The sequence below is a fragment of the Cedecea neteri genome (assembly GCF_000757825.1).
GTDB lineage: Bacteria > Pseudomonadota > Gammaproteobacteria > Enterobacterales > Enterobacteriaceae > Cedecea > Cedecea selenatireducens.
On record NZ_CP009451.1, the window covers coordinates 2,144,763 to 2,171,067 of the forward strand.

The 26,305-nt window shown below is 55.7% G+C and carries 21 protein-coding genes and 3 tRNA genes; 5 read left to right on the forward strand and 19 right to left on the reverse strand.

All coding sequences use genetic code 11. The features are described from left to right. Positions 1-48: 48 nt before the first annotated feature. From rnr to nnr, 13 genes are all read right to left on the reverse strand, one after another. On the reverse strand, positions 49-2,496 hold the full coding sequence (rnr, locus tag JT31_RS09840) for a ribonuclease R (protein ID WP_038476196.1): 2,448 nt from the start codon (positions 2,494-2,496) through the stop codon (positions 49-51). 38 nt (positions 2,497-2,534) lie between these two features. Beyond that, positions 2,535-2,960 carry a nitric oxide-sensing transcriptional repressor NsrR gene (gene nsrR / locus JT31_RS09845; protein ID WP_038476199.1) on the reverse strand — a complete coding sequence of 142 codons (426 nt, stop codon included), beginning with the start codon at positions 2,958-2,960 and terminating at the stop codon, positions 2,535-2,537. 177 nt (positions 2,961-3,137) lie between these two features. After that, positions 3,138-4,436 carry an adenylosuccinate synthase gene (locus JT31_RS09850; RefSeq protein WP_038476202.1) on the reverse strand — a complete coding sequence of 433 codons (1,299 nt, stop codon included), beginning with the start codon at positions 4,434-4,436 and terminating at the stop codon, positions 3,138-3,140. A 102-nt stretch (positions 4,437-4,538) separates the two neighbouring features. Continuing rightward, positions 4,539-4,736, reverse strand: coding sequence for a DUF2065 domain-containing protein (locus tag JT31_RS09855; protein ID WP_008453600.1), 198 nt, complete (start codon positions 4,734-4,736; stop codon positions 4,539-4,541). A gap of 62 nt (positions 4,737-4,798) precedes the next feature. Then, on the reverse strand, positions 4,799-5,803 hold the full coding sequence (gene hflC / locus JT31_RS09860) for a protease modulator HflC (RefSeq protein WP_038476205.1): 1,005 nt from the start codon (positions 5,801-5,803) through the stop codon (positions 4,799-4,801). A gap of 2 nt (positions 5,804-5,805) precedes the next feature. Continuing rightward, positions 5,806-7,065, reverse strand: a complete 1,260-nt coding sequence (gene hflK, locus JT31_RS09865; protein WP_038476208.1) for an FtsH protease activity modulator HflK — start codon at positions 7,063-7,065, stop codon at positions 5,806-5,808. 84 nt (positions 7,066-7,149) lie between these two features. Beyond that, a complete protein-coding gene (gene hflX / locus JT31_RS09870) occupies positions 7,150-8,430 on the reverse strand; it encodes a ribosome rescue GTPase HflX (RefSeq protein WP_038476211.1) in 1,281 nt (426 codons plus the stop codon). A 75-nt stretch (positions 8,431-8,505) separates the two neighbouring features. Then, positions 8,506-8,817, reverse strand: a complete 312-nt coding sequence (gene hfq / locus JT31_RS09875; protein ID WP_038476214.1) for an RNA chaperone Hfq — start codon at positions 8,815-8,817, stop codon at positions 8,506-8,508. Between the two features lie 101 nt (positions 8,818-8,918). Further along, on the reverse strand, positions 8,919-9,863 hold the full coding sequence (miaA, locus tag JT31_RS09880) for a tRNA (adenosine(37)-N6)-dimethylallyltransferase MiaA (protein WP_038476217.1): 945 nt from the start codon (positions 9,861-9,863) through the stop codon (positions 8,919-8,921). Continuing rightward, positions 9,856-11,733 carry a DNA mismatch repair endonuclease MutL gene (gene mutL, locus JT31_RS09885; protein WP_038476220.1) on the reverse strand — a complete coding sequence of 626 codons (1,878 nt, stop codon included), beginning with the start codon at positions 11,731-11,733 and terminating at the stop codon, positions 9,856-9,858. The genes miaA and mutL overlap by 8 nt, the downstream gene beginning before the upstream one ends. A 9-nt stretch (positions 11,734-11,742) precedes the next feature. Continuing rightward, on the reverse strand, positions 11,743-13,068 hold the full coding sequence (amiB, locus tag JT31_RS09890; RefSeq protein ID WP_038476223.1) for an N-acetylmuramoyl-L-alanine amidase AmiB: 1,326 nt from the start codon (positions 13,066-13,068) through the stop codon (positions 11,743-11,745). A gap of 13 nt (positions 13,069-13,081) precedes the next feature. After that, positions 13,082-13,543, reverse strand: a complete 462-nt coding sequence (tsaE, locus tag JT31_RS09895) for a tRNA (adenosine(37)-N6)-threonylcarbamoyltransferase complex ATPase subunit type 1 TsaE (RefSeq protein WP_038476226.1) — start codon at positions 13,541-13,543, stop codon at positions 13,082-13,084. A gap of 4 nt (positions 13,544-13,547) precedes the next feature. Beyond that, the gene (gene nnr, locus JT31_RS09900; protein ID WP_038476229.1) at positions 13,548-15,059 is read right to left on the reverse strand and encodes a bifunctional ADP-dependent NAD(P)H-hydrate dehydratase/NAD(P)H-hydrate epimerase; all 1,512 of its coding nucleotides are present in this window, start codon (positions 15,057-15,059) and stop codon (positions 13,548-13,550) included. Here nnr and queG point away from each other — a divergent pair. Then, complete coding sequence (gene queG / locus JT31_RS09905; RefSeq protein ID WP_038476232.1) at positions 15,058-16,197, forward strand: tRNA epoxyqueuosine(34) reductase QueG; 1,140 nt, start codon at positions 15,058-15,060, stop codon at positions 16,195-16,197. The genes nnr and queG overlap by 2 nt on opposite strands. Before the next feature lie 272 nt (positions 16,198-16,469). On the opposite strand, the gene JT31_RS09910 is transcribed toward queG, so the two are convergent. From JT31_RS09910 to orn, 4 genes are all read right to left on the reverse strand, one after another. Next, positions 16,470-16,545: transfer RNA gene (locus JT31_RS09910), tRNA-Gly, on the reverse strand. A gap of 36 nt (positions 16,546-16,581) precedes the next feature. Continuing rightward, positions 16,582-16,657: transfer RNA gene (locus tag JT31_RS09915), tRNA-Gly, on the reverse strand. A 36-nt stretch (positions 16,658-16,693) separates the two neighbouring features. Beyond that, positions 16,694-16,769: transfer RNA gene (locus JT31_RS09920), tRNA-Gly, on the reverse strand. 185 nt (positions 16,770-16,954) lie between these two features. Next, positions 16,955-17,500 (reverse strand): oligoribonuclease, encoded by a 546-nt coding sequence (gene orn / locus JT31_RS09925; RefSeq protein ID WP_038476235.1) that lies wholly within the window; start codon positions 17,498-17,500, stop codon positions 16,955-16,957. Positions 17,501-17,613: 113 nt separating this feature from the next. Here orn and rsgA point away from each other — a divergent pair, with 113 nt between their 5' ends. From rsgA to mscM, 3 genes are all read left to right on the forward strand, one after another. After that, on the forward strand, positions 17,614-18,669 hold the full coding sequence (gene rsgA, locus JT31_RS09930) for a small ribosomal subunit biogenesis GTPase RsgA (RefSeq protein WP_038476238.1): 1,056 nt from the start codon (positions 17,614-17,616) through the stop codon (positions 18,667-18,669). 78 nt (positions 18,670-18,747) lie between these two features. After that, positions 18,748-19,707 (forward strand): archaetidylserine decarboxylase, encoded by a 960-nt coding sequence (gene asd / locus JT31_RS09935; protein WP_038476242.1) that lies wholly within the window; start codon positions 18,748-18,750, stop codon positions 19,705-19,707. 145 nt (positions 19,708-19,852) lie between these two features. Then, the gene (gene mscM, locus JT31_RS09940) at positions 19,853-23,191 is read left to right on the forward strand and encodes a miniconductance mechanosensitive channel MscM (RefSeq protein ID WP_038476245.1); all 3,339 of its coding nucleotides are present in this window, start codon (positions 19,853-19,855) and stop codon (positions 23,189-23,191) included. Between the two features lie 45 nt (positions 23,192-23,236). Here mscM and JT31_RS09945 read toward each other — a convergent pair whose 3' ends face one another. After that, positions 23,237-24,127: a LysR family transcriptional regulator gene (locus tag JT31_RS09945; RefSeq protein WP_038476248.1), complete on the reverse strand. Its 891-nt coding sequence runs from the start codon at positions 24,125-24,127 to the stop codon at positions 23,237-23,239. 105 nt (positions 24,128-24,232) lie between these two features. Between JT31_RS09945 and JT31_RS09950 the strand changes: the two genes are divergently transcribed. After that, positions 24,233-24,934: a pirin family protein gene (locus tag JT31_RS09950; RefSeq protein ID WP_038476251.1), complete on the forward strand. Its 702-nt coding sequence runs from the start codon at positions 24,233-24,235 to the stop codon at positions 24,932-24,934. Between the two features lie 37 nt (positions 24,935-24,971). Here JT31_RS09950 and JT31_RS09955 read toward each other — a convergent pair whose 3' ends face one another. After that, a complete protein-coding gene (locus tag JT31_RS09955) occupies positions 24,972-26,279 on the reverse strand; it encodes a serine dehydratase subunit alpha family protein (protein ID WP_038476254.1) in 1,308 nt (435 codons plus the stop codon). Positions 26,280-26,305 lie beyond the last annotated feature (26 nt).

The following is a 26,305-nucleotide window of genomic DNA, read 5'->3' on the forward strand; positions in this document are numbered from 1 at the left end:
TGCCCCCTATCCCTTTGCGGGAGGGACTACGTCAGGGTGAGGGTAATATCAGCTTGCCTGCTTTTTCGCGGCGCGCTTCGCCTTCGTTGCTGCCGCTATTTTACGGGTTTTGTCCGACGGCGCTTTGGCTTTCTTCGGTTTCTTTCCAGCTTTCTCTTTCTTCGCTTTCGCGCCGTCTTTCTCTTTGCGGAAAGCATTGTCCGGCTCGAAGTTTACGCGTTTGCCAGCCTGGCGGCGCTTAGACGGCGCCCCACCATTTCCGCCTCGCTTCGCTTTGTCTTTTGCCGTTTTACCTTCGCCACGCGGCGCACGTGAGCTTGAGATCAGCGCGAAGTCGATTTTACGCTCGTCCATGTGGACGGCTTCCACCCGAACCTCGACGCGGTCACCCAGACGGTAAGTCTGCCCGCCGGATTCGCCAATCAGGCGCTGACCAATCTGGTCAAAGCGATAATAGTCGTTATCCAGCGTTGAGACGTGAACCAGCCCGTCGATGAACAGGTCATCCAGGCGTACGAAGAAGCCGAAGCCGGTTACGCTGGCAATAATGCCGTTGAATACCTGGCCCACCTGATCCTGCATGAAGTCGCACTTCAGCCAGTCCGCTACGTCGCGAGTCGCTTCGTCGGCGCGGCGTTCGGTCATCGAGCAGTGCTGACCCAGCTGCAGCATTTCTTCCATGCTGTAGTGCCAGCCGCCGGATTCGGTGCTGTTCCCGGTATGCCCCTGTTCTTTCGCCAACAGGTATTTAATGGCGCGGTGCAGCGACAGATCCGGGTAGCGACGAATTGGCGAGGTAAAGTGCGCATAGGACTGCAGCGCCAGGCCGAAGTGGCCGCGGTTTTCCGGATCGTAGATAGCCTGCTTCATCGAGCGCAGCAGCATAGTTTGCAGCATCTCGTGGTCAGGGCGATCGGCGATGGACGCCAGCAGATCGGCGTAATCACGCGGTTCTGGCTTCTGCCCGCCCGGTAATTCAAGACCCAGCTCCGCCAGTACCGAACGGAATGCGGTGATCGCATCGTTGCTCGGACGATCGTGATCGCGGAACAGCGCTGGCTCGTTGTTCTTCTCAACGAAGCGCGCCGCCGAGATATTGGCGAGGATCATGCACTCTTCGATTAGCTTGTGCGCATCGTTACGCACGGTCTGTTCGACGCGCTCAATGCGGCGCTCTGCGTTGAAGATAAACTTCGCTTCTTCGCTCTCGAAGGAAATACCGCCGCGCTGGGCACGGGAAACTTCCAGCACTTTGTAGAGGTTATGCAGCTCTTCGATGTGCTTAACCAGCGGCGCATACTGCTCGCGCAGCTCCTGGTCGCCCTGCAGCATATGCCAGACCTTGGTATAGGTCAGGCGAGCGTGAGAGCTCATCACCGCTTCATAGAATTTGTAGCCGGTCAGACGCCCTGCTGCGGAGATGGTCATCTCGCAAACCATACACAGGCGATCCACCTGCGGGTTCAGGGAACACAGGCCGTTTGAAAGCACTTCCGGCAGCATTGGAACCACCTGCGACGGGAAGTAAACCGAAGTCCCACGGTTGCGGGCTTCGTTATCCAGCGCCGTTGGCGGACGAACGTAGTAGCTTACGTCGGCAATGGCAACCCACAGGCGCCAGCCGCCGCCGCGTTTTTTCTCGCAGAATACGGCATCATCGAAGTCTCGGGCATCTTCACCATCGATGGTCATCAGCGGTAAGTCGCGCAGGTCGACGCGGCCCACTTTGGCCTCTTCCGGCACTTCTTCTTTCAGATTTGCGACCTGGGCTTCAACCTCTTTCGGCCAGACGTACGGAATTTCATGAGTACGCAGCGCCATATCCACGGCCATGCCGGTGCCCATATTGTCACCGAGCACTTCAACAATCTTGCCGATAGCCTTTGTGCGACGGGTCGGGCGCTGGGTCAGCTCAACCACTACCACAAAGCCCATACGGGCACCCATTAGCTCTTCAGGCGGGATCAGGATGTCGAAGCTCAGGCGGCTGTCGTCAGGCACCACAAAACCAATGCCCGCATCGGTAAAGTAGCGGCCTACGATTTGACCGGTTCTTGGCTCCAGTACGCGCACAATACGCGCTTCACGGCGGCCTTTACGATCGGCACCGAGCGGCTGTGCCAGCACCAGGTCGCCGTGCATGCACATCTTCATCTGTTCGGATGAAAGGTAGAGGTCGTCTTTACGGCCTTCTACGCGCAGGAAACCAAACCCGTCACGGTGGCCAATAACTTTGCCTTTCAGCAGATCGAGGCGTTCCGGCAGCGCGTAGCACTGGCGGCGGGTAAAGACCAGTTGACCGTCACGCTCCATCGCGCGCAGGCGTCGACGTAAAGCTTCAATCTGTTCTTCACCGGAGATTTTTAGTTCTTCCGCCAGCTCATCGCGGCTGGCAGGTTTTTCACGTTTTGAAAGGTGATCGAGAATAAACTCCCGGCTTGGGATCGGGTTTTCGTATTTTTCGGCTTCTCGTTCCTGAAAAGGATCTTTTGACATTTCGGGTCCTCCGTTGTCATCCACAAATGGAATAATAGTTACTCCACCAGCAGTAATTTGTAGAGCGGTTGGTTTTGGTCCACCAGATCGGCCAGCGTATGCTTATCCAGTTCCTGTAGGAAACTTTGCACCGCCTCAGCCAAAGCCTGTTTCAGTCGGCAGGCAGGGGTGATATGACAAAACTCACTGCTACAGTTCACCAATGAGAGCGGCTCCAGCTCACGCACCACGTCGCCAATGCGGATCGTGCCCGCAGGCTTACCAAGGCGGATGCCGCCGTTTTTTCCTCGCACGGCCATAACATAGCCCGCGCGGCTGAGTTGATTGATGATTTTCACCATATGATTACGGGACACACCGTACACCTCTGTCACTTCAGAGATATTGGTCATTCTTCCTTCTGGAAGAGAAGCCATATAAATCAAAGCACGTAAACCGTAATCAGTAAAACTCGTTAACTGCACATCAACCTCATGGGTGGGAGGGGAAACGCTTTGCACAAGGCAAGTTGCACCTTAAAGCAGGTACATATTGATGATAAACCAGCCATATGGTTGCCAGCTAATTTATTTGATTGGAATGATGAATAAAGCGGCGGGGAGAAAGCAATACGGGGTGTGATACCACACCCCGTCACATCATTATGCGTCGAACGGATCGCGCAGAATCATGGTTTCAGTACGGTCTGGGCCGGTAGAGATAATATCAATCGGCACGCCGGTCACTTCTTCAATACGTTTGATGTAGTTCAGCGCTGCCTGCGGCAGACCGCTGCGCTCTTTCACGCCGAAAGTGGTTTCAGACCAGCCAGGCATCACTTCGTAAATCGGCTCGATACCTTCCCAGTCATCCGCTGCCATTGGGGTGGTGGTCACTTCGCGGCCATCTGGCATACGGTAGCCCACGCAGATTTTCACTTCTTTCAGGCCGTCCAGTACGTCCAGCTTGGTCAGGCAGAAGCCAGACAGGGAGTTAATCTGCACGGCACGGCGTACGGCAACCGCATCCAGCCAGCCGGTACGACGACGACGGCCGGTGGTAGCACCGAATTCGTTACCCTGTTTGCACAGGAACTCGCCGATGTCATCAAACAGTTCGGTTGGGAACGGACCCGCACCCACGCGAGTGGAGTAGGCTTTGATGATACCCAGAACGTAATCCACATAGCGCGGACCAATGCCGGAGCCGGTCGCAACGCCACCAGCGGTGGTGTTAGAGGAAGTTACGTACGGATAGGTACCGTGGTCGATGTCCAGCAGCGTACCCTGAGCGCCTTCGAACATGATGAAATCGCCGCGTTTGCGCGCCTGATCCAGCAGATCGGATACGTCTACCACCATGGAGGTCAGGATGTCGGCAACCGCCATCGCATCATCCAGCACTTTCTGGTAGTCAACTGCGTCAACTTTGTAGAAGTTCACCAGCTGGAAGTTATGGTATTCCATCACTTCTTTCAGCTTGTCTGCAAAGGTGGCTTTGTCGAACAGGTCGCCAACGCGCAGGCCACGACGGGCCACTTTGTCTTCGTACGCAGGACCGATACCACGACCGGTAGTCCCGATAGCTTTCGCACCGCGAGCTTTTTCACGCGCTACGTCCAGCGCAACGTGGTAGTCAAGGATCAGCGGGCAAGCTTCAGACAGCAGCAGACGCTCACGTACCGGAATACCGCGGTCTTCCAGCCCTTTCATCTCTTTCATCAGCGCAGCAGGAGACAGCACAACGCCGTTACCGATGATGCTGGTGACGTTTTCGCGGAGAATGCCTGATGGAATAAGATGGAGAACGGTTTTTTCACCGTTGATTACGAGAGTGTGGCCTGCGTTGTGACCGCCCTGATAGCGCACAACATATTTAGCCCGTTCAGTCAGAAGATCGACGATCTTTCCTTTACCTTCGTCACCCCATTGGGTGCCCAGTACGACGACGTTGTTACCCATTTTTCAAAATCACCGTTTGCTTAAAAAAGGATTCTACCATCGGTTTCCCAGATGAACAGCCCTTTTAGTATACAAAATAGGTTTCTGCCGGATAAATTTCGCTCAGCTGCTGGCGCGACTCAACATGTAGTAGATAACGATGCCCGCAACCACAAGACCGCCGCCAAAACGACGAAGCAATGTGTCCGGTAATTGAGCCATGGCCAGAATCATGCGCCGCCAGATGCGTGGATAAAGCATGGGGCCTAGCCCTTCGAGCACTAACACCAGGGCAAGCGCCAGCCAAATTGTAGAATTCATAATCATCCTTTACGGGCATAAAAAAAGAGCCGGTAAACCGGCTCTTTGATAATACTCAGCGATTAGCGTGAGCTATTTGCTGGCGTCTTCATGTAGCGGAAGAAGTCGCTGTCCGGGCTCAGAACCATGATGTCCTGGTTAGACTGGAAGCTAGCTTCATAAGCACGCAGGCTACGAATAAAGGCATAGAAGTCTGGATCCTGGCTAAACGCATCAGCAAACAGTTTCGCGGCTTCTGCATCGCCTTCACCACGAGTCATACGGCCCTGGCGCTCAGCTTCTGCCAGCGTACGGGTGACTTCGTAGTCAGCGGTAGCGCGCAGCTTCTCAGCCTCTTCCTGACCCTGTGAACGGTGGCGACGAGCAACCGCTTCACGCTCGGCGCGCATACGGTTGTAGATAGCCTCGGACACTTCGGTCGGCAGGTTGATCTGCTTGATACGCACATCGACGACTTCAATACCCAGCGCGGCCATACTGTTCGGGTTAACCACCGGCACTTTGCCGTTGGTCTCTTCGGTAATACGCGCCGCTGCGGAAGCGATAGCATCATCCGCCGCCGGTGTAGCAACTTCATCATCCGTGCCCGCAGAACCGGAGTTCAGAGCATCGCGCACGTCCAGCGTCAGGCGACCACGGGAATCGGTCACGATGTCTTTCACATCCAGGCGACCAATTTCAGAACGCAGACGGTCACTGAACTTACGTTTCAACAGCACTTCAGCCTGAGAAACGTCGCCACCGCCGGTGGCCAGGTAGTAACGGCTAAAGTCGCTAATGCGCCACTTGATGTAGGAGTCAACGATCAGGTCTTTCTTCTCTTTGGTCACAAAGCGATCGGCCTGGTTGTCCATCGTCTGGATACGCGCATCCAGCGTTTTCACGGTTTCAATGAACGGGATCTTGAAGTGCAGACCCGGCTCATACACTACCGGTTTATTTTCGTCATCACGCAGGACTTTACCGAAGCGTAATGTAATGCCGCGCTCGCCCTCATGCACCACGAACAGCGAGGTGTAAATCACGACCAGCACGATGATAATTACTGCAATAAAAGACTTACGCATCGTTATTCACTCCCTACGCGCTGGGTATCGTTGCGCTGTGCGTTAGCACGACGCTGATCCATGATATCGCCGCTCGAGGAGGACGAAGAGGTGCTGGCACTGCTGCCTGAGCTGGACGCTGGCGGCAGGCGCAGCAGGTTGCTCGCTGCGCTGTTATCGCCCTTTGCGGCCGGCTGCTGAGCGCCGCCCTTCAACATCTGATCCAGCGGCAGCACCATCAGGTTGCCACCTTTGTCATTAACCAGCACTTTACGGGTGTGGCTAAGGACTTTTTCCATGGTCTCGATATACAGACGCTCGCGGGTGATTTCCGGTGCGGCTTTATATTCCGGCAACAGTCGGGCAAAGCGAGAAACTTCACCTTCAGCTTCCAGAACGGTCTGCACTTTATAAGCACGAGCCTCTTCCAGAATACGCTGAGCCTGGCCGTTAGCACGCGGCTGGACTTCGTTGGTGTATGCCTCAGCCTCACGGATGTACTGCTGTTCGTTTTCACGAGCAGAGATAGCATCATCAAATGCGGCCTTCACCTCTTCCGGCGGACGCGCCGTCTGGAAGTTGACGTCCAGCAGAGTGATCCCCATGTTGTAAGGCTTGATGGTTTCTTCAAGCTCACGCTGGGTATCGCTACGAATCACGGTACGACCCTCGGTGAGGATCTTATCCATGGTGTACTTGCCGATAACGCCACGCAGCGCGCTGTCGGTGGCCTGACGCAGGCTGTCATCCGCGCTGGTCACGCTAAACAGGTAGCGCTGTGGATCGGTAATGCGGTACTGCACGTTCATCTCAACGCGCACCACGTTTTCATCAGAGGTCAGCATCACGCCGGACGCTGCCAGTTCACGTACCGATTCAACGTTCACCGCCTGAACGCTGTCGATAAAGGTCGGCTTCCAGTTCAGGCCTGGCTCAACCAGGTGGCTGAATTTACCAAAGCGGGTCACAACACCGCGTTCGGCTTCTTTAATGGTATAGAACCCGGTCGCTGCCCAGATAATGACCGCCGCAGCGGCAACGATACCGACCACGCGACCACCAATAGGATTACCCGGTCCCTGCGATGCGTTACCACCGCCGCTACCGCCACTTTTCCGTCCGCCAAGGCCGCCGAGCTTTTTGCTCAGCTTGCGGAAGATATCATCCAGATCAGGTGGACCCTGATCGCGCCCTCCTTTGTTACCCCCAGAGTCGCCGCCAGGCTTGCTGCTTCCCCACGGGTCGCGGTCCTGTCCGTTATTACCGGGCTGATTCCACGCCATGTTTATGCTCCATATTTGTTGTGCGGTGATATCCCCCTAGGGGGAAATAGTCTTCAGGACATTTATGAGCCGACTTGATTGCGTCTAAACGATGTAATCCGCGAGTGCCGGTTCTTGTTTACAAAGGCGACGCCAGTCCACGATAGGCATACGGACTTCTAATCCCACGCAGCCGTCTTCCTCTGTCCACTCTTTTTCTATTGCCTGAAGCTGATAAAAACGGCTCCGTAAACGCCCTGCCTGAGGGGGTAAACGCAGCGTATGCTGCGCAATTTCACCAGACAAACGTTCTGTCAGAGCCTGGAAAAGCAGTGGCACACCGGCACCGGTCTGGGCGGAAAGCCAGACGCGGATCGGCACATTCTCGTCGTTTCTGTCGATACGCGGTTCAAACTCATCCAGCGCATCGATTTTATTCATGACCAACAGAGTTGGGATTTCATCCGCCTCAATCTCTTCCAGTACGGTATCGACTGCTGCAATGTTTTCCTGTATCCGGAAGTCGGCCGCGTCAATCACGTGTAGCAACAGCGTGGCCTGACGAGTCTCCTGCAAAGTGGCTTTAAACGCTGCTACCAAATCATGCGGCAGGTGGCGAATAAAACCGACAGTATCTGCCAGCACGGTTTCGCCCACGTCGGCGACGTCAATACGGCGCAGTGTAGGATCGAGTGTGGCAAATAGCTGATCCGCGGCATAAACATCGGCCGCGGTAATTCTGTTAAATAGCGTGGATTTACCGGCGTTGGTGTAGCCCACCAATGAAATCGTCGGCACATCTGCTTTATTACGTGAACGACGTCCCTGCTCGCGCTGTTTCTCTACGCGCGCTAAGCGCGAGAGAATCAGCATAATACGGTTGCGTAACAGGCGACGGTCCGTCTCGAGTTGGGTTTCACCCGGGCCACGTAAACCAATCCCGCCTTTCTGGCGCTCAAGGTGGGTCCAGCCGCGCACGAGGCGAGTAGCCAGATGGCGGAGCTGGGCCAGCTCAACCTGCAATTTACCTTCATGGGTACGTGCACGTTGGGCAAAAATATCTAAAATTAACCCGGTGCGATCGATAACACGGCACTCGCACAGAGCTTCCAGGTTACGTTCCTGGGCGGGGGATAACGCATGATCAAACAGCACAACCGACGCACCAGTGGCTTTAACAGCCTCGGCAATCTCAACGGCTTTGCCTTCACCAACGAAATACTTTGGGTGCGGGGATTTGCGGCTACCGGTTACCACCTGTAGTGCTTCGACACCGGCTGAAGAGACCAGGGATTCAAACTCCGCGAGGTCCTCCATGTCTTTGTCTTGCGAAAAATAGATGTGAACCAGCACCGCCTGCTCACCGGCATCATAACGGTCAAACAAGCGTATAACCTCTCAAAAAGACCAGCGGGGAACGCAGCTGAACTGGTCCCCCGACCGGGAAAACAGCAAGCGACCTTATTCGGTTTCTTCGCTGTCTTGTTGCGTCGCAGAACCAGCCTGCGCGCTGCCGCCGTGATGGTAGCCGCCAGAACCGCCGGTGCCGGTGTTATTGCTATGATGAGAAACCGGACGAGACGGAACAACGGTAGAAATCGCGTGCTTATAGACCATCTGGCTGACCGTGTTTTTCAACAGGATCACGAACTGATCGAAAGACTCAATTTGCCCTTGCAGCTTAATACCATTCACCAAATAAATAGAAACTGGAACACGTTCACGACGCAGTGCGTTCAAGAACGGATCTTGTAAAGATTGCCCCTTAGCCATTCTATCTTTTCCTTATATGTTTGTTGTTTGTCACTCAAGAGCGATTAGCTCTGAAAAACTGCGTAAAAATTTGCGCACGCTGACGTTTCAATTGTACACATTCACCCATGCTTAGCACTAACAACCTGTAGCACTTCGCTGTATGCCTGTTCCGGTTTTTCACTGTCTAACCAGTGAACCCCTTCCCAGCCACGCAGCCAGGTCATCTGGCGCTTAGCCAACTGACGCGTCGCGCAAATACCTCGATAAACCATCTCATCGTATGAAGTTTCACCGGCCAAATAAGACCACATCTGGCGGTAACCCACGCAACGGATGGAAGGCATCTCCGTATGCAAATCTCCGCGAGCAAAAAGCGCCCGCACTTCTGCTTCAAAACCTGAAGCCAACATCTGATGAAAACGCTGCTCAATTCGCTGATGGAGCAGTTCACGGCTCGCCGGGGCGATGGCGAACTGATGCACCTGATACGGCAGAGCTTCTCCTGACGTTTGCGTCAGTTCCGTTAAAGTTTTACCCGAAATGAAAAAAACTTCCAGTGCCCGGGAAAGCCTTTGCGGATCATTTGGATGAATCCGGGCAGCGGCAACGGGATCAATCTGTTCCAGTTGACGATGCAACGCATCCCATCCTTGCTCTGCCGCCTGTTGCTCTATCTTTGCCCTGACTTCCGGGTCCGCCGACGGGAGCGGCGAAAGCCCCTCTAACAGCGCTTTAAAATAGAGCATTGTGCCGCCGACCAGCAGCGGAATACGCCCGGCGGCGGTAATTTCAGCCATCTCGGCCAGCGCGTCGCGACGAAAATCTGCCGCAGAGTACGCCTGAGCCGGGTCAAGCAGGTCCAGCAGCCTGTGCGGCGCCAGGGCTTGCTCTTGTTCCGTTGGCTTAGCGGTACCTACATCCATCCCTCGATAGATGAGGGCCGAATCCACGCTTATCAACTCTACCGGCAAAGTTTTACGCAAATTAATGGCAAGTGCCGTCTTACCTGAGGCCGTGGGCCCCATTAAAAAAATTGCCTGTGGCTGTTTTTTATCTTCAGTCATCTTTCAGGGCGTTCATCGCCATTTGTAAATCAACAGGTTGCAGCAAACCGCCGGGCGGAGATTTCACCAGCTGCGGGCAGAGACGTTCAACGTCCGCCAGCAGCGCAATCGCCTGAGACTGGCTCCAGTGTTCATGATCGCTCGCCAAATGGCGGGCAATCCACAGAGTCAGCTGGCCCGGGGAGACATCTGCCTGTTGCGCCAGGTATCCTGGCAGTTCGTGAATCAAGATTTGTAAATTTTGTTTGCGTAAAGGTAAAGGTACCGTGCGAATTGTTATCTGCCGTGCATCGGTATCAAATTCAATACCCATTTCTTTCAAAAGCGACTGATATTTAACCAATACATCGTGTTCTTCGCGACTGACTTTCAGACGAAGCGGGATCAACAGCGGCTGAGCCCTAAGCCCTTCACTGCCCGGTGCCAGTTGAGCCTGTTTTAGCCACCGCTCGGCCACCACCAGCGAAAGCAGAGAAAGTTTGCCCTGCCGCTCAAGCAAGGCCTTATCCGGCGGCAAAACCGTTAATACCCGGCCAAAACTTTGCGAGTGGCCTTCAAGCGCTGGCGGCTCTTCAGCCCGGGCTGCAGGTGCAGGTTCTACTTCTGGAGTATCCAACAGCTGGCGATACAGCGCGCCTTGCTGCTTCTGGTAGCCCGGAGCGGCATGAGGCCAAAGCGGCGTTCCTCCCGTCTCACCGGCGCGGCCGCCGCCAGAAGGCGATGGCGAAGCCTGGCGCGGCGGCGCTTCACGTGGCTCACGCGGGGCGGCTGGCGTTGCAAACTGGTTACGCCCGGCAGCGACACGATTTTCCGGCTGCCAGCGTTCAGCTGGCGTATCCGCCGTTTCCTCCAGCGCCAGCGCATTCTCACCCTGCTGTTGAAGCACGCTGATCACGCCCTGGTAGATAAAGTCATGCACCAGACGCGACTGGTGGAAGCGAACCTCGTGCTTGGCCGGATGAACGTTAACGTCCACCTGATGCGGATCAATCTCCAGGTACAGCACAAACGCAGGTTGCTGATCCACGCCCAGTTTGTCTTCACAGGCCTGGCGGATGGCATGGTTAATTAAGCGGTCGCGCATCATGCGTCCGTTAACGTAACAATACTGGATCTCAGCTAATGCAGAAGTGGTTGCTGTTGGCTCAGCGACCCAGCCGCGCAGCGTTAAATCGCCGTGCTGCCACTCAATCGCCAACGCCTGCTCAAGAAACGGTGTGCCGCAAATAGCGCCAAGCCGACGCTCACGCTGGCCACCCTCCGGCACCGCACGGTATTGGCGAATCATTTTACCGTTATGGTTGAGCGTAATAGAAACGTCGAAGCGCGCCAGCGCGATACGGCGCACCACTTCATCAATATGGTTGAATTCGGTTTTTTCGGTGCGCATAAACTTACGGCGCGCAGGCGTGTTGTAAAACAGGTCGAGGACTTCAAGCGTTGTCCCGACCGGATGCGCGGCTGGTTTGACCGTCACATCCTGGTCGCGCCCTTCGGCATAGGCCTGCCAGGCTTCGTTTTGTTCCGCCGTACGCGACGTCAGAGTCAGACGGGAAACTGAGCTGATACTTGCCAACGCTTCACCGCGGAAGCCGAGGCTGATAATGGCCTCAAGGTCATCCAGCGAGGCGATTTTACTGGTGGCATGGCGAGCCAGCGCCAGCGCCAGCTCCTCCTGTTTAATACCGCAGCCGTTATCGCGAATACGGATAAGCTTTGCGCCACCGCGCTCGATATCAATATCAATCCGCGTGGCGCCGGCATCAAGGCTGTTCTCAACCAGCTCCTTCACTACCGACGCAGGACGCTCTACAACCTCGCCAGCGGCGATCTGGTTCGCAAGCTGCGGCGGCAGAACCTGAATCGGCATGTTATCTCCTTAGTTAGTGGCTGCGACCTGCTGAGGCGACCCCTGCAGGGTGCGGGCAGTTTGCTCATTCGATGGCGCAGACTGCAGCGGATGCTCACGGAAGTAGTTGCGCAGCCCCTCATAAATAGCCTGCGCTATTTGCTGCTGGTAATTGTCGCTGCCCAAAAGGCGCTCTTCGGAACTGTTACTGATAAAGCCCGTTTCAACCAACAGCGAAGGGATATCTGGCGAACGCAATACGCCGAGGCTCGCGTGCTCAGGGCGGCGTTTATGCAGAGAGCCTACCCGCTGAAGCTGCGCCAGCACTTTGGTCGCCACATCATACCCGACTCGCTGGGAATGGCCGAACTGCAAATCCAGCACCGCCTGACTTAAGTAAGGATCGGCCTGGCTGTTTGCCAGCACGTCTCCCGCACCACCCAGTAATTCAGACTGCTTTTCATGCTGCTCAAGCCAGCCCGCCATTTCACTGTTTGCGCGGCGGTTAGAAAGCACCCAAACGGACGCCCCGGTAGCATCGCGATTCGGCGCGGCATCCGCATGAATCGATACCAGCAGGTTCGCATTCTGCTTACGCGCCACGTCGGAACGCCCCATTACCGAGATAAAATAATCGCCATCGCGGGTCAACACGCCCCGGAACATCGGATCGTCGTTCAGCAAAGCTTTCAGCTTGCGGGCGATAGAGATAGTGACGTTCTTTTCCTGAGTACCACCGGGGCCAATCGCGCCGGGGTCCTGACCGCCGTGACCGGCATCAATAGCCACCACAACGGTATCTGACGGGCCGCTATTTTTCACGCGAGCCGCCGGGCGAGTTACTGTATTGGACCCTACCACGCCGGTAACCTGCTGAGGTTTAAAGGGATTGCGAGCCGGATCGGGAGCCTGGACAGGCGCAGCAGGTTCAACTCGTTTGGCGACAACCGGCGGTGGAGGCGGCGGGGCATCAGCGTTAATCGTAAAGATGACGGTATAATTAGCCCCGTTTTGCTGCTTTACGGCGCGGGTTTTGCCGGGCTGGGTTAAATCAACGACCAGGCGTAAAGATTGATCGTCTTTTGGCTGCCCGGAGCTGATGCTTTTCACCAGGTTGTTACCGCTAAACTGCAGCGGCAGCCCGCGAATCACACCGCTTTGCTTAATATCCAGCGCGACGCTTCGCTTGCTGTCCTGCGAAAAGGTGTATTCCGGGTCGCCCATAAAACTGAAGGTGATACGCGCCTGATTCTCACCGTTAGAAACCTGAATATCCGACAGCGCGGCCGCCCCCGCCTGTGCGCAGCACAGCAGCAGGAATCCGGCCATCAACCAACCTTTCACGCGATAGATCATCCCGTCATCCTTGCTATTTGGCTAACCGCGCCAGTAACGCTTCACCAGATGAGGAAACGGCAGCAATGCGCGCTTCACGCCCTTGCGCCTCGTAGCTCAGGTGAATTTCGACATCCGGATCGGGGAGCACACCTGTCCCCTGCTGCGGCCATTCCACCAGGCAAATCGCATCATTGGTGAAGTAGTCACGGATCCCCATAAACTCAAGCTCTTCCGGGTCTGCCAGGCGATATAAATCAAAGTGATAGACCATCAGGCTATCAAGCTGATACGGCTCGACCAGCGTATATGTTGGGCTTTTAACGTTGCCTTTATGCCCCAGCGCCTGCAAGAAACCGCGGCTAAAGGTGGTTTTACCGGCCCCGAGGTCGCCATAAAGGTAAATAACCGTCGCGCCTTCACAGGCCAGCGCCAGGCGCTTGCCCAGCTCTAAAGTTGCCGCTTCTTCAGGTAATGCAATAACTCGATTCATCATGGCTTCAGGTATTCAAATCCGGGTTAACAAACAGGTAAAGCGTTGAAAGCAGGTCGCTCGCCAGCATACCGCGCGTGCCTCGCTGGCGGGCTAAAACATCAGCCGCCGCGCCGTGAGCCACGCAGCCTGCACAGGCAGCATCATAAGGGGTAAGCTTCTGTGCCAGCAATGCGGCAATGATCCCCGACAGCACATCCCCCATTCCACCGCTTCCCATCCCGGCGTTGCCCACGTCGATAATGCCCAACCGATCGTGGCTGGCGACCAGCGTGCCGGCACCTTTTAAGACCACGGTTCCGCCATAACGTTTAGCCAAACGCCTTACAGCAAGTAAGCGGTCACTCTCAATTTGTGACACAGCGCAATTAAGCAGCCTTGCCGCTTCGCCAGGATGAGGCGTAATCACGCGATTCTGACGTTTATCCGGGTTGATTGCCAGAAGGTTAAGCGCGTCCGCGTCCCAAAGCATCGGTTTGCGGCTGTTTTCAACTTTCTGCAGCGCCTTCTTGCCCCATTCCTGCTGCCCGAGCCCAGGGCCAATCGCCACCACATCCGCCCATTCAAGCGATTCATCAAGCGATTGCGGAGTCAGTTCGTGAACCATTAGCTCGGGGCAAGCGGTAAGCAACGGGGCAACGTTTTCCGCACGGGTTAATACCCGAACCAGGCCAGCCCCGGCACGCAACGCAGCCTCACCGGCCATGCGAATGGCTCCCGCTGTACCGCTGTCGCCGCCAATCAGCACCAGCCGCCCGTTATTCCCTTTATGCGACGTAGGCCGCCTCGGTTTGATCCAGTCGGCAAGCTGCTGGACATCAAATCGGGAAATGGGCGCTTCCTGCGCATCTAACCAGGACTCAAGCCCTAATGCGGAAAAATGGAGCCTGCCAACAACATCCCGCGCCTTACCCGTTAGCAGCCCCGGCTTGAGAGCGATAAAAGTCACAGTATCCGCCGCCTGAACCACCGCTCCGGGCACGGCACCGGTTTCGGCCTGCAGCCCGGAAGGAATATCCATTGCCACGACCGACGCAGGATGCTCATTCATCTGCTTGATAAGCTGAGCGATATTTTCGCGCGGGGCGCTGTTTAAGCCAATGCCCAGCAAGGCATCGACAATTAAATCAACGTCAGCGGGCCAGACTGTATCGGGATCGTGCGGAACGCCGCCTGCATTGAGCCATGCCCCGCGGGCCTGACCCGCCTCTTCGGGTAAGGGCTTATCACTTTCGACAGCCAGCAACGTCACCTGAAGGCCAGCGGCCTGAGCCAGGCGAGCCACAACATAACCGTCACCGCCGTTATTCCCATGCCCGCAGGCGATTAGCCAATGGCGAGCTTGAGGATAACGCGTGCGGGCAATCTGAAATGCGGCTTCACCGGCACGCTGCATCAGCTCATAAAGCGTGATGCCCAGGCTGTCTGCCGCGTCCCTTTCGGCTTTACGCAGCCAGCCCGCCGGCCAGACCGAATGTGGTATACTTTTGCCGTACTTTTTCAGGTTATGGTCCGTCATGTCACAGCCCCTCGATTACAATCAGTTAGCGCAAAACATTAAACAGTGGGGCAAGGATCTTGGCTTCCAGCAGGTCGGTATTACCGATACCGATCTCACCGCCAGCGAGCCACAACTGCAGGACTGGCTCGATAAGCAATATCACGGCGAAATGGACTGGATGGCCCGGCACGGCATGATGCGCGCCCGACCACACGAACTGATGCCCGGTACGCTCAGGGTTATTAGCGTTCGCATGAACTACCTTCCGACCAACGCTGCTTTCGCCTCAACGCTGAAAAATCCGCAGTTGGGTTATGTCAGCCGCTATGCGCTGGGCCGTGATTATCACAAAGTCTTGCGTAACCGCTTAAAAAAGCTGGGGGAAATGATTCAGTCCCACTGCTCCACGCTGAATTTTAGACCTTTTGTCGACTCAGCGCCGCTTCTTGAGCGCCCGCTGGCGGAAAAAGCCGGGCTCGGCTGGACAGGTAAGCACTCACTTATCCTCAATCGCGAGGCCGGCTCGTTCTTCTTCCTCGGCGAACTGCTGGTCGATATTCCGCTGCCGATTGACGCTCCCGTAGAAGAGGGCTGCGGCCGCTGCGTAGCCTGCATGACAATTTGCCCGACTAACGCCATCGTCGAACCTTATACGGTGGACGCGCGGCGCTGTATCTCCTACCTGACGATTGAGCTTGAAGGCGCAATCCCGGAAGAATTCAGGCCGCTTATTGGCAACCGTATCTACGGCTGCGACGACTGCCAGCTTATCTGCCCGTGGAATCGCTACTCGCAGCTAAGCGAGGAAGATGATTTTAGCCCGCGCAAGGCGCTTCACTCGCCACCCCTGACCGAGCTGTTCGCCTGGACCGAGCAGCACTTCCTGCGAGTCACCGAAGGTTCCGCGATTCGCCGTATTGGGCATCTTCGCTGGCTGCGTAATATTGCCGTCGCACTGGGCAATGCCCCCTGGAATGAAGCTAACCTGACCGCACTTGAGCAGAGAAAAGGTGAGCACCCACTTCTGGACGAGCATATTGAATGGGCGATTGCGCAACAATTAGCCAGACGAAGCGAGCAGGCCGTAGAGGTTCAGTTGCCGAAGAAACAGCGGCTGGTGAGAGTGATCGAGAAGGGGCTTCCACGCGACGCATGATATGTCCACAGCGTGTGCATAAAATTCAAAAACGCGTTGTCATTCAAGCGTCAAAATTTCTGCAAGCATTACATTAATATTTCGAAATTAAATTAAATCGTTAATTATCAATCAATTAAAATATTGATGTAATAAATATTACATTTGTAGAAGACGAACGAAGAGACAGACGCCTGTGGATAAGTCTGTTTATAGACGTATTACAAAACGGCAAAATACCATCACCAACGCCTGCTGAGCGCTGTGGATAATTTTTACTTGAAAGGAAAATTTGGAGCGGGAAACGAGACTCGAACTCGCGACCCCGACCTTGGCAAGGTCGTGCTCTACCAACTGAGCTATTCCCGCTTGGGTGGTGCGTGGCTGTAAAAGCCAATCAAATTTTGGAGCGGGAAACGAGACTCGAACTCGCGACCCCGACCTTGGCAAGGTCGTGCTCTACCAACTGAGCTATTCCCGCTTGGGTGGTGCAGGCTGTAAAAGCCAAATCAAATTTTGGAGCGGGAAACGAGACTCGAACTCGCGACCCCGACCTTGGCAAGGTCGTGCTCTACCAACTGAGCTATTCCCGCTCTGTGTAACGCTGCAAATTCTGCATCGGTACGGGAGGCGCATTATACGAGAATTCGTTTTTGTCGCAAGCCCTCAAACGTTTTTTTTCGCGTTTTTTGTCTGACTGCTGGTTAAACCATCAAGATGATTATTTTATCGTCTGAAATGGCTAATTCCCCCTCACCTTTCGATGAGGGGACTGTTTTTAAAGCTTAATAAAATTCTCACGGTAGTAGGCAAGCTCGGCCACGGACTCGCGGATATCGTCCATCGCCTGGTGAGTTCCCTGCTTTTTAAAGCCCGGCAGAATTTCCGGCTTCCAGCGGCGCGCCAGCTCTTTCAGCGTGCTCACATCGAGGTAACGATAATGGAAGTAGGCTTCCAGCTCGGGCATGTACTTAAACAGGAAGCGACGATCCTGCCCGATGCTGTTCCCGCAAATTGGGGAAGTGTTCGCCGGCACCCACTGCTGCAGAAACTCAAGCGTCGCCAGCTCCGCCGCGCGATCGTCAAGCTGACTTGCCTTCACGCGCTCAACCAGCCCGCTTGCGGTATGGGTGCGAACGTTCCAGTCGTCCATCAACCCCAGCTGTTCATCGGACTGGTGTACCGCAATGGTCGGCCCTTCTGCCAGAATGTTCAGGTTGGCATCGGTCACCAGGGTAGCAATCTCAATAATGCGATCCCGCTCGGGATCCAGACCGGTCATTTCTAAATCAATCCAAATCAGATTGTTTTCGTTTCCACTCATGCTATTTTCCACCCTTCTTGTGCGTCGCCCACCCTTGACGATGGGTTAATTCGTATAAAATAGTGTGTATCATAGAGGTTTTGCCCCCCAGGGGCGACCAGGAGCCAGTACGCTTGAGCAAAAATAAACTCTCCAAAGGACAACAGCGCCGCGTCAACGCAAACCACCAGCGTCGTCTGACAAAAACCGTGGAGAAAGCCGACTACGACGATGCCCAGTTTGGTGAACCGCGCGAAGGCACGGTAATCAGCCGCTTTGGCCAGCATGCAGACGTCGAGTCGCATGAAGGCACGGTACACCGCTGCAACATTCGTCGCACCATTCGTTCGCTGGTCACCGGCGACAAGGTAGTCTGGCGCTTAGCGAAAGAGGCCGCAGAAGGCGTCTCTAAAAAAGGGATCGTGGAGGCCGTACACGAGCGCACCTCCGTACTGACCCGTCCAGACTTTTACGATGGCGTAAAGCCGATTGCGGCAAACATCGACCAGATAATCATCGTTTCGGCTATCCTGCCGGAGCTGTCGCTGAACATTATCGACCGTTACCTCGTAGCCTGCGAAACCCTCGACGTTGAGCCGCTGCTGGTACTGAACAAAACTGACCTGCTGGATGATGAAGGCCGCGCCTTCGTTAACGAGCAGATGGATATCTACCGCAAGATTGGCTATCGCGTGCTGATGGTCTCCAGCTACAAGGCGGAAGGGCTAAAAGATCTTGAGGCCGAGCTGGTTGGCCGTATCAGCATCTTCGCCGGCCAGTCAGGCGTGGGTAAATCAAGCCTGCTGAACAACCTGCTGGGCTTCACTGAAAAACAGATCCTGGTAAACGACGTTTCCGACGTTTCCGGCCTCGGTCAGCACACCACCACCGCCTCTCGCCTCTATCACTTCCCGGGCGGCGGCGACGTGATTGACTCCCCAGGCGTGCGTGAGTTTGGTCTTTGGCACCTGGAACCTGAACAAATCACCCACGGATTTGTCGAATTCCATGACTATTTAGGCCGTTGTAAATATCGCGACTGCCGTCACGACAACGATCCAGGCTGCGCCCTGCGTGAGGCCGTGGAGAAAGGCGAGATAGCCGAAACACGTTTTGAAAACTACCACCGTATTCTGGAAAGCATGGCGCAGGTAAAAACGCGTAAAAGCTTTTCTGATACTGACAACTGACAATTAAGCTGGGCATCGCTAGAATCGCCCCTTTTCTGTATCGGCCCACCTATCAGGGCATTTAGCCAGGAGGCTATTTTGTTAGACAACATTAAACTTTCGCTCCAGTACCTTCTGCCAAAACTGTGGCTGACTCGCCTGGCAGGCTGGGGCGCAAGCAAACGTGCTGGCTGGCTGACCAAGCTGGTCATCGATTTGTTCGTCAAGTACTACAAAGTAGACATGAACGAGGCGCAGAAGCCGGACACCGCAGCTTACCGCACCTTCAACGACTTCTTTGTGCGTCCGCTTCGCGATGACGTTCGCCCGATGAACACCGATCCGAGCGTGCTGGTCATGCCTGCCGACGGCGTGATAAGCCAGCTGGGCCGCATCGAAGAAGACAAAATCCTGCAGGCGAAAGGCCATAACTACAGCCTGGAAGCGCTGCTGGCGGGTAACTACCTGATGGCCGATCTGTTCCGTAACGGCAGTTTCGCCACGACTTACCTTTCTCCACGCGACTATCATCGCGTGCATATGCCGTGTAACGGTATTCTGCGCGAAATGATTTATGTGCCAGGCGATCTGTTCTCCGTGAATCACCTGACCGCGCAAAACGTGCCTAACCTTTTTGCCCGTAACGAACGCGTTATCTGCCTGTTCGACACAGAGTTTGGTCCAATGGCACAAATTCTGGTTGGTGCTACCATTGTTGGCAGCATCGAAACCGTCTGGGCCGGGACTATCACCCCACCGCGTGAGGGCGTTATCAAACGCTGGACCTGGCCTGCCGGTGAAAGCGAAGGCGCTGTGGCACTGCTGAAGGGTCAGGAAATGGGCCGCTTCAAGCTGGGCTCCACGGTGATTAACCTGTTTGCACCGGGCAAAGTAAACCTGGTCGAGCAGCTGAAAAGCCTGTCAGCAACGAAAATCGGTGAACCTCTGGCCATTTCTACCGAGCCTGTTATTGAGCCTGAAGTGCCGGTGAGCGAAATCCCTGCCGACGTTCTGGAAACCGAAGCAGACGTACCGGAAGAGCCAAAAACCGCAGAATAATGTCGAAGAACAGGCGACTGGCAACCCAGAAGCCTGAAAGACAACAGCACTTAACCATGAAAATCAACCCATTGATTTTCAGCTGAAACCTCAAAGAGGGAAACCGTGCTTTCCCTCTTTTCCAGCAACGTTATAGGTAACTGACGTGCGCCTGATTATCACTTTCCTGATGGCCTGGTGCCTCAGCCTGGGGGCGTATGCAGCAACAGCGCCCGATGCAAAACAAATCTCGCAGGAACTGGAGCAGGCTAAGGCCGCCAAAAACACGCCAAACCAGGCGGAAATTGTGGAAGCTCTCCAGTCGGCGCTGAACGCGTTAGATGAACGCAAAGCCTCGCTTGAACGCGCCGAACAATACCAGCAAGTCATTGATAACTTCCCTAAGCTGTCGCAAACCCTGCGCAAACAGCTGACCAACCTGCGCGATGAACCTGAAGAAGTGCCGCCGGGCATGAGCAGCGACGCGTTAAACCAGGAGATTTTGCAGGTCAGCAGCCAGCTGCTGGACAAAAGCCGACTTGCCCAGCAGGAGCAGGAAAGAACCCGCGACATCAGCGACTCGCTAAGCCAGCTCCCTCAACAGCAAACGGATACTCGTCGGCAGCTCAACGACATTGAGCGTCGCGCGGGCTCTCAGCAAAGTGGCAGCACGCCCCTGGCCCAGGCACAGCACTTCCTGCTGCAGGCTGAATCCGCCCGACTGAAGGCTCAGGTGGATGAACTCGAACTGGCTCAGCTTTCCGCTAACAACCGCCAGGAGCTTGCGCGCATGCGCGCCGAGCTGGCGCAAAAGCAGAGTACGCAGCTGGATGCCTACCTCCAGGCTCTGAGAAACCAGCTCAACAGCCAGCGCCAGCGTGAAGCGGAACAGGCGCTGGAAAGCACCGAGCTGCTGGCGGAAACCAGCGCTAACCTGCCGCCAGAAATATTCGAGCAGTTCAAAAATAACCGCGAACTCTCTCAGGCACTCAATCAACAGGCCCAGCGCATGGACCTGGTGGCCTCTCAGCAACGTCAGGCCAATAACCAGACGCTGCAGGTCCGCCAGGCGCTCAATACGCTGCGAGAGCAGTCCCAATGGCTGGGCGTCTCGAACGTGCTGGGTGAAGCACTGCGCGCCCAGGTTGCCCGCCTGCCGGACATGCCAAAGCCGCAGCAGCTGGACACCGAGCTGGCTCAGCTGCGCGTAGAGCGCCTGCACTATGAAGATTTGCTCAATAAACACGCCCAGCTACGCCAGGTTCGCCAGGCTGACGGCAGCCCGCTGACCGCCGAGCAAAATAAGATCCTGCAGGCGCAGCTTCGCACCCAACGTGAGCTGCTGAACTCGCTGCTGCAGGGCGGCGATACCCTGATTCTCGAGTTAACCAAGCTGAAAGTGGCGAACAGCCAGCTTGAAGACGCGCTGAAAGAAGTGAATGAAGCGACCCACCGCTACCTGTTCTGGACGTCTGACGTCAGCCCAATAGGCATCAGTTGGCCGCTGGAAATCGTGCAAGATCTGCGGCGTCTGGTGTCGCTGGATACCTTTAGCCAGTTGGGTAAAGCCGCGATCATGATGGTAACCAGCAAAGAAACGCTGCTGCCGCTCTTCGGCGCGCTGATTCTGGTTGGGTTTAGCATTAGCTCGCGCCGTCACTTCACTGCCTTCCTCGAGCGCTCCAGCGCCAAAGTCGGAAAAGTAACGCAGGACCACTTCCGCCTGACGCTACGCACCGTGTTCTGGTCGATTCTGGTCGCCTCTCCGCTCCCCGTGCTGTGGGCAACGCTGGGTTATGGTTTGCAGGAAGCGTGGCCTTACCCCATCGCGGTGGCGATAGGCGACGGCGTTACCGCTACGGTGCCTCTACTTTGGGGGGTGATGATCTGCGCGACGTTCGCACGCCCTACCGGGCTGTTTGTGGTGCATTTTGGCTGGCCGCGCGAGCGCGTAGGTCGGGCCATGCGCTACTACATCATGAGCATAGGCCTGATTGTGCCGCTGATCATGGCGCTGATTATGTTCGACAATCTCAACGACCGGGAATTTTCAGCCTCGTTGGGCAGGCTTTGCTTCATCATGATTTGCGGCGCGTTGGCTATCGTCACGCTCAGCCTTAAACGTGCCGGGCTACCGCTCTATCTCGACAAGCAGGGCGATGGTGACAACATCGTGAACACCATTCTGTGGAACCTGCTGCTCTGTGCTCCGTTGATGGCTATCCTGGCGGCTATCGTCGGCTATCTGATGACGGCTCAGGCGCTGCTGGCACGTCTGGAAACCTCCGTAGCCATCTGGTTCCTGCTGCTGGTGATTTATCACATCATCCGCCGCTGGATGCTTATCCAGCGCCGCCGTCTGGCCTTTGACCGCGCTAAACACCGCCGGGCTGAAATCCTTGCCCAACGAGCGCGTGGGGAAGAAGATACGGCGCATGCTAACAGCACCGAAGGCTCGGTAGAAACCGTGGACGAGCCGGAAGTCGATCTCGATACCATCAGCGCCCAGTCTTTGCGCCTGGTTCGCTCAATTCTGATGCTTATTGCCCTGCTGTCGGTGATTTTTCTGTGGTCCGAAATCCACTCGGCGTTTGGCTTCCTCGGTAACATCACGCTGTGGGACGTCACCTCCACTGTTCAGGGTGTGGAAAGCATCGAACCGATTACGCTTGGCGCGGTACTGATTGCCATTCTGGTACTGATTATTACCACGCAGCTGGTGCGTAACTTACCAGCGCTGCTGGAGCTGGCCATTCTTCAACACCTGAACTTAACGCCAGGCACCGGCTATGCCATTACCACCATCACCAAATATCTGCTGCTGCTGATTGGCGGGCTGGTGGGCTTCTCGATGATCGGGATTGAGTGGTCCAAGCTGCAGTGGCTGGTAGCCGCACTCAGCGTGGGGTTGGGCTTCGGTTTACAGCAAATCTTCGCCAACTTCGTCTCTGGCCTGATTATTCTGTTCGAGAAGCCGATACGCATCGGCGACACGGTGACCATCCGTGACCTGACGGGCACCATCACGCGAATCAACACCCGTGCGACCACCATCAGCGACTGGGACCGAAAAGAAATCATCGTTCCGAACCAGGCATTTATTACCGAGCAGTTTATCAACTGGTCGCTTTCGGACTCGGTCACGCGTGTGGTGCTCACCATTCCGGCCCCGTCAGAAGCGAATACGGAAGAGGTCACCAAAGTCCTGCTGGAAGCCGCGCACCGCTGCACGCTGGTGCTCGATACGCCGCAGCCGGAAGCATTCCTGGTCGATCTCCAGCAGGGTATCCAGGTCTTCGAACTGCGTATTCACGCGGCGGAGATGGGCCACCGAATGCCGCTGCGCCACGAAATCCACCAGCTGATTCTGCAGGGCTTCCGCGAGCACAACATCGAGATGCCGTTCCCACCGTTCCAGATGCGTCTGGAAAGCCTCAGCGGGCAGCGTAGCAGTAAGACGATTAAATCCGCGGGCAGAGCCGCCAGAACGCCTGGCAGCCTGTAATTTCATGGAAGGAAAAAAACGCGTTGGCAAAACCAACGCGTTTTTTTATTTCAGCAGTTTAGGCAACTCACGCAGGCACCAGGCTTTGGCCTCGCCCATGCTGTCGCGTCGCCACGCCATAATGATATCAATCTCGTTGGTGTACTCCGGGCTAACCACCCGCAGGCGGCCTTCGGCAATATCCTGCTCTACCAATGGGTAGGGCATCGTCGCTACGCCAAGCCCGGCCAGCAGCGCCAGCCTTTTCTCTTCGATAGAACTCACCGTCAGGCGCGGCTGTTTGTCCAGCAGTCGGACCGTTAGCACCGGCCTTTCACGAGCGGTGTCGGCTACCGCCACGCCACGGTATTTCACGCGGGTCACTTCAGACAGCGGCTCCGGTTCCTGATGAATAGGATGATCCGGGGCGGCAACATACACGCTCATCACTTTGTACAGCTTGCGGGAGTTAATTTCCGACGAGCTGCGGAAGTGCATATCCGGCGCAATGACAATATCCGCCCTTCCCTGCTCAAGCCGTTCCCAGGCCCCGGCCAGCACCTCGGTAAAAATAGACAGCTGGGTGTCAGCCTTAGCGGCCAGCTTGTCGACTAGCGGGAACAATTTCTCCGTCGGCACCAGCGCTTCGGTAACGATGGTCAGGTTTGCTTCCCAGCCTCGCGCCAGCGCTTCAGCATCGGTCGTCAGCTTATCAGCAGCCTCCAGCAGTACCCGCCCTCGCTCCAGCAGCATACGCCCCACGTTGGTGAATTTGGTGCGATGGCCCGAACGGTCAAATAGCACAACATCCAGTTCTTCTTCTAATTTTTGCATGGTGTAGCTAAGCGCTGACGGCACGCGCCCCAGCTCGTCGGCAGCGGCGGCAAAACTGCCCCGCCTGTCGATTGCATCCATGACCCTTAACGCTTCCAGCGTCAACGCCCTTTCTTTCGCCATTTCGTTCTCATTCAGGAAATTTGAACATACCGAGCAGATTAACTGGCTAACAATGCAGCGTCCAGACCCTTAACATGGGTTTAGTGTAAAGAGAGGTCAAGAATTATGATTACGACAAGAACAGCCAAACAGTGTGGTAAAGCTGACTACGGATGGCTGCAGGCTCGCTACACCTTTTCTTTTGGACATTACTTCGACCCGAAACTGCTGGGCTACGCCTCCCTGCGCGTGCTCAACCAGGAAGTCCTGGCGCCCGGCGCATCGTTTCAGCCGCGCGGCTACCCAAAGGTAGACATCCTTAACCTGATTCTGGAAGGGGAAGCGGAATACCGCGACAGCGAAGGCAACCATGTCCAGGCCAGCGCAGGCGAAGTTCTGCTGCTATCGACCCAGCCCGGCATCAGCTATAGCGAGCACAACATCAGCAAAGAGAAATCACTGACGCGGATGCAGCTGTGGCTGGACGCCTGTCCGGAGAGTGAAAATCCGCTGGTGCAAAAGGTCCCGCTGAAAGGAGCATCGCATCAGCTAATTGCCTCGCCGGACGGCAGCAGTAACAGCCTGCAGCTGCGCCAGCAGGTATGGATCCATCATATTGAGATGGAAAAAGGCGAACAGCTAAACTTCCAGCTCCATGGCCCGCGTGCCTACCTGCAGTCGATTCACGGCACGGTACACGCGGTGACATCGTCCGAAGAGAAGGAAGGGTTAACCTGCGGCGACGGCGCGTTTATTCGAGATGAAGCGAAAATCACGTTGGTGGCAGATACGCCGCTGCGTGCGCTGCTGATTGATTTGCCGGTTTAAACTCTCCCCGACGTGATGTCGGGGATGAGCCCGTTAGTCAGGCTGTTTTATTAGCCATAATGTCAATAATCTGGCGGTCGGTTGCCTGCATTGACCGGCTTGCCAGAGCACAAAGATTACTGATGGATTTTTCAATATCCTGATCCACGATCCCTTCGTTACCCGTGACCGCCGTATTATCCAGAGCCATCAGAACGGCTTTCCATGCAGAAGAAACGCTGGTTGAAACCTTCATCGCGCAGCTATTGGAAGCGCCATCGCAAATCATGCCGCTGACGTCCCCAATCATCGAGCTAATCGCCATCGTCATACTCCGGTAGCTTCCGTCAATCAGCCACAACATGCCCGCCGCCGCCCCCATTGCGGCCGTCGTCGCCGCGCAAAGTGCTGATAAAGTTGGCAGCTGATGGTGAATGTAAATAGCCGTCAAATGCGACAGAATAAGCGCCCGGGTTAGCTGCTCCTCACTGCTTCTAAGGTGTTCAGCCACCACCACAACCGGCATCGTGGCCGCAATTCCCTGGTTACCCGACCCAGAGTTACTCATTGCCGGCAAACAGGCGCCGCCCATACGGGCATCCGAGGCGGCAGACGTTCGGATGATAATATCCGTGAACAGATCTTTCGCCAGCAGCCCCCGCGCTCTCTGGCGCTGCAAAGTTGCACCGATGTGAAGACCATACGGGGCCCGCAGTCCTTCATGGGAAAGGGCGTTATTCAGCAAGGCCGCATCCCGAATAAAACCGATGCTCTCGACGGGGACATTCCCGGCAAACTCAACAATTTGCGACAGCGTAAATTTGGCCAGATCGCAGCAGGATTCAGCATCATCAGTTCGGGGTTCATGGCTGCGGTCAAACAGCACTTTTCCCTGTTTCTCAACGCGAACCACCCTGCTATGCCCACCAGCAATGGTGACGGTAGCAAACGCATTAGCCGTAAAAACCGTGGCGCTGGCGTAGAGGATTTCGTCGCAAGGCTCACAAATCGAGACGGAGACTCGCCCGTTCGCCAACAGCAGCTTACCGGCGGCAATAGACGCGACCGAAGCGCTTTTCAACACTTCAAGCCCGGCCTGCGGATTGCCCCCCAAGGCACCAACTGCGGCTGCAATCGGCAACCCAACCATACCGGTTCCGGGTACCGTCACCCCCATCCCATTTTTCATCAGATTGGGGGAGACCTTCGCCACAATACGCTCCACGTTGCCCTCCAGGTGCGAAGCCGCCAGGGCGCTGGCCAGCGCCAGCGAAATGGGTTCAGTGCAGCCTACCGCAGGCCTCACATTTTGTTTTACCGCCCGGATTAATTCGGCCCACGCCGGGTTTAATTCTGGATTTAACATATTTATACCTTAAGTCCTTACTGCAA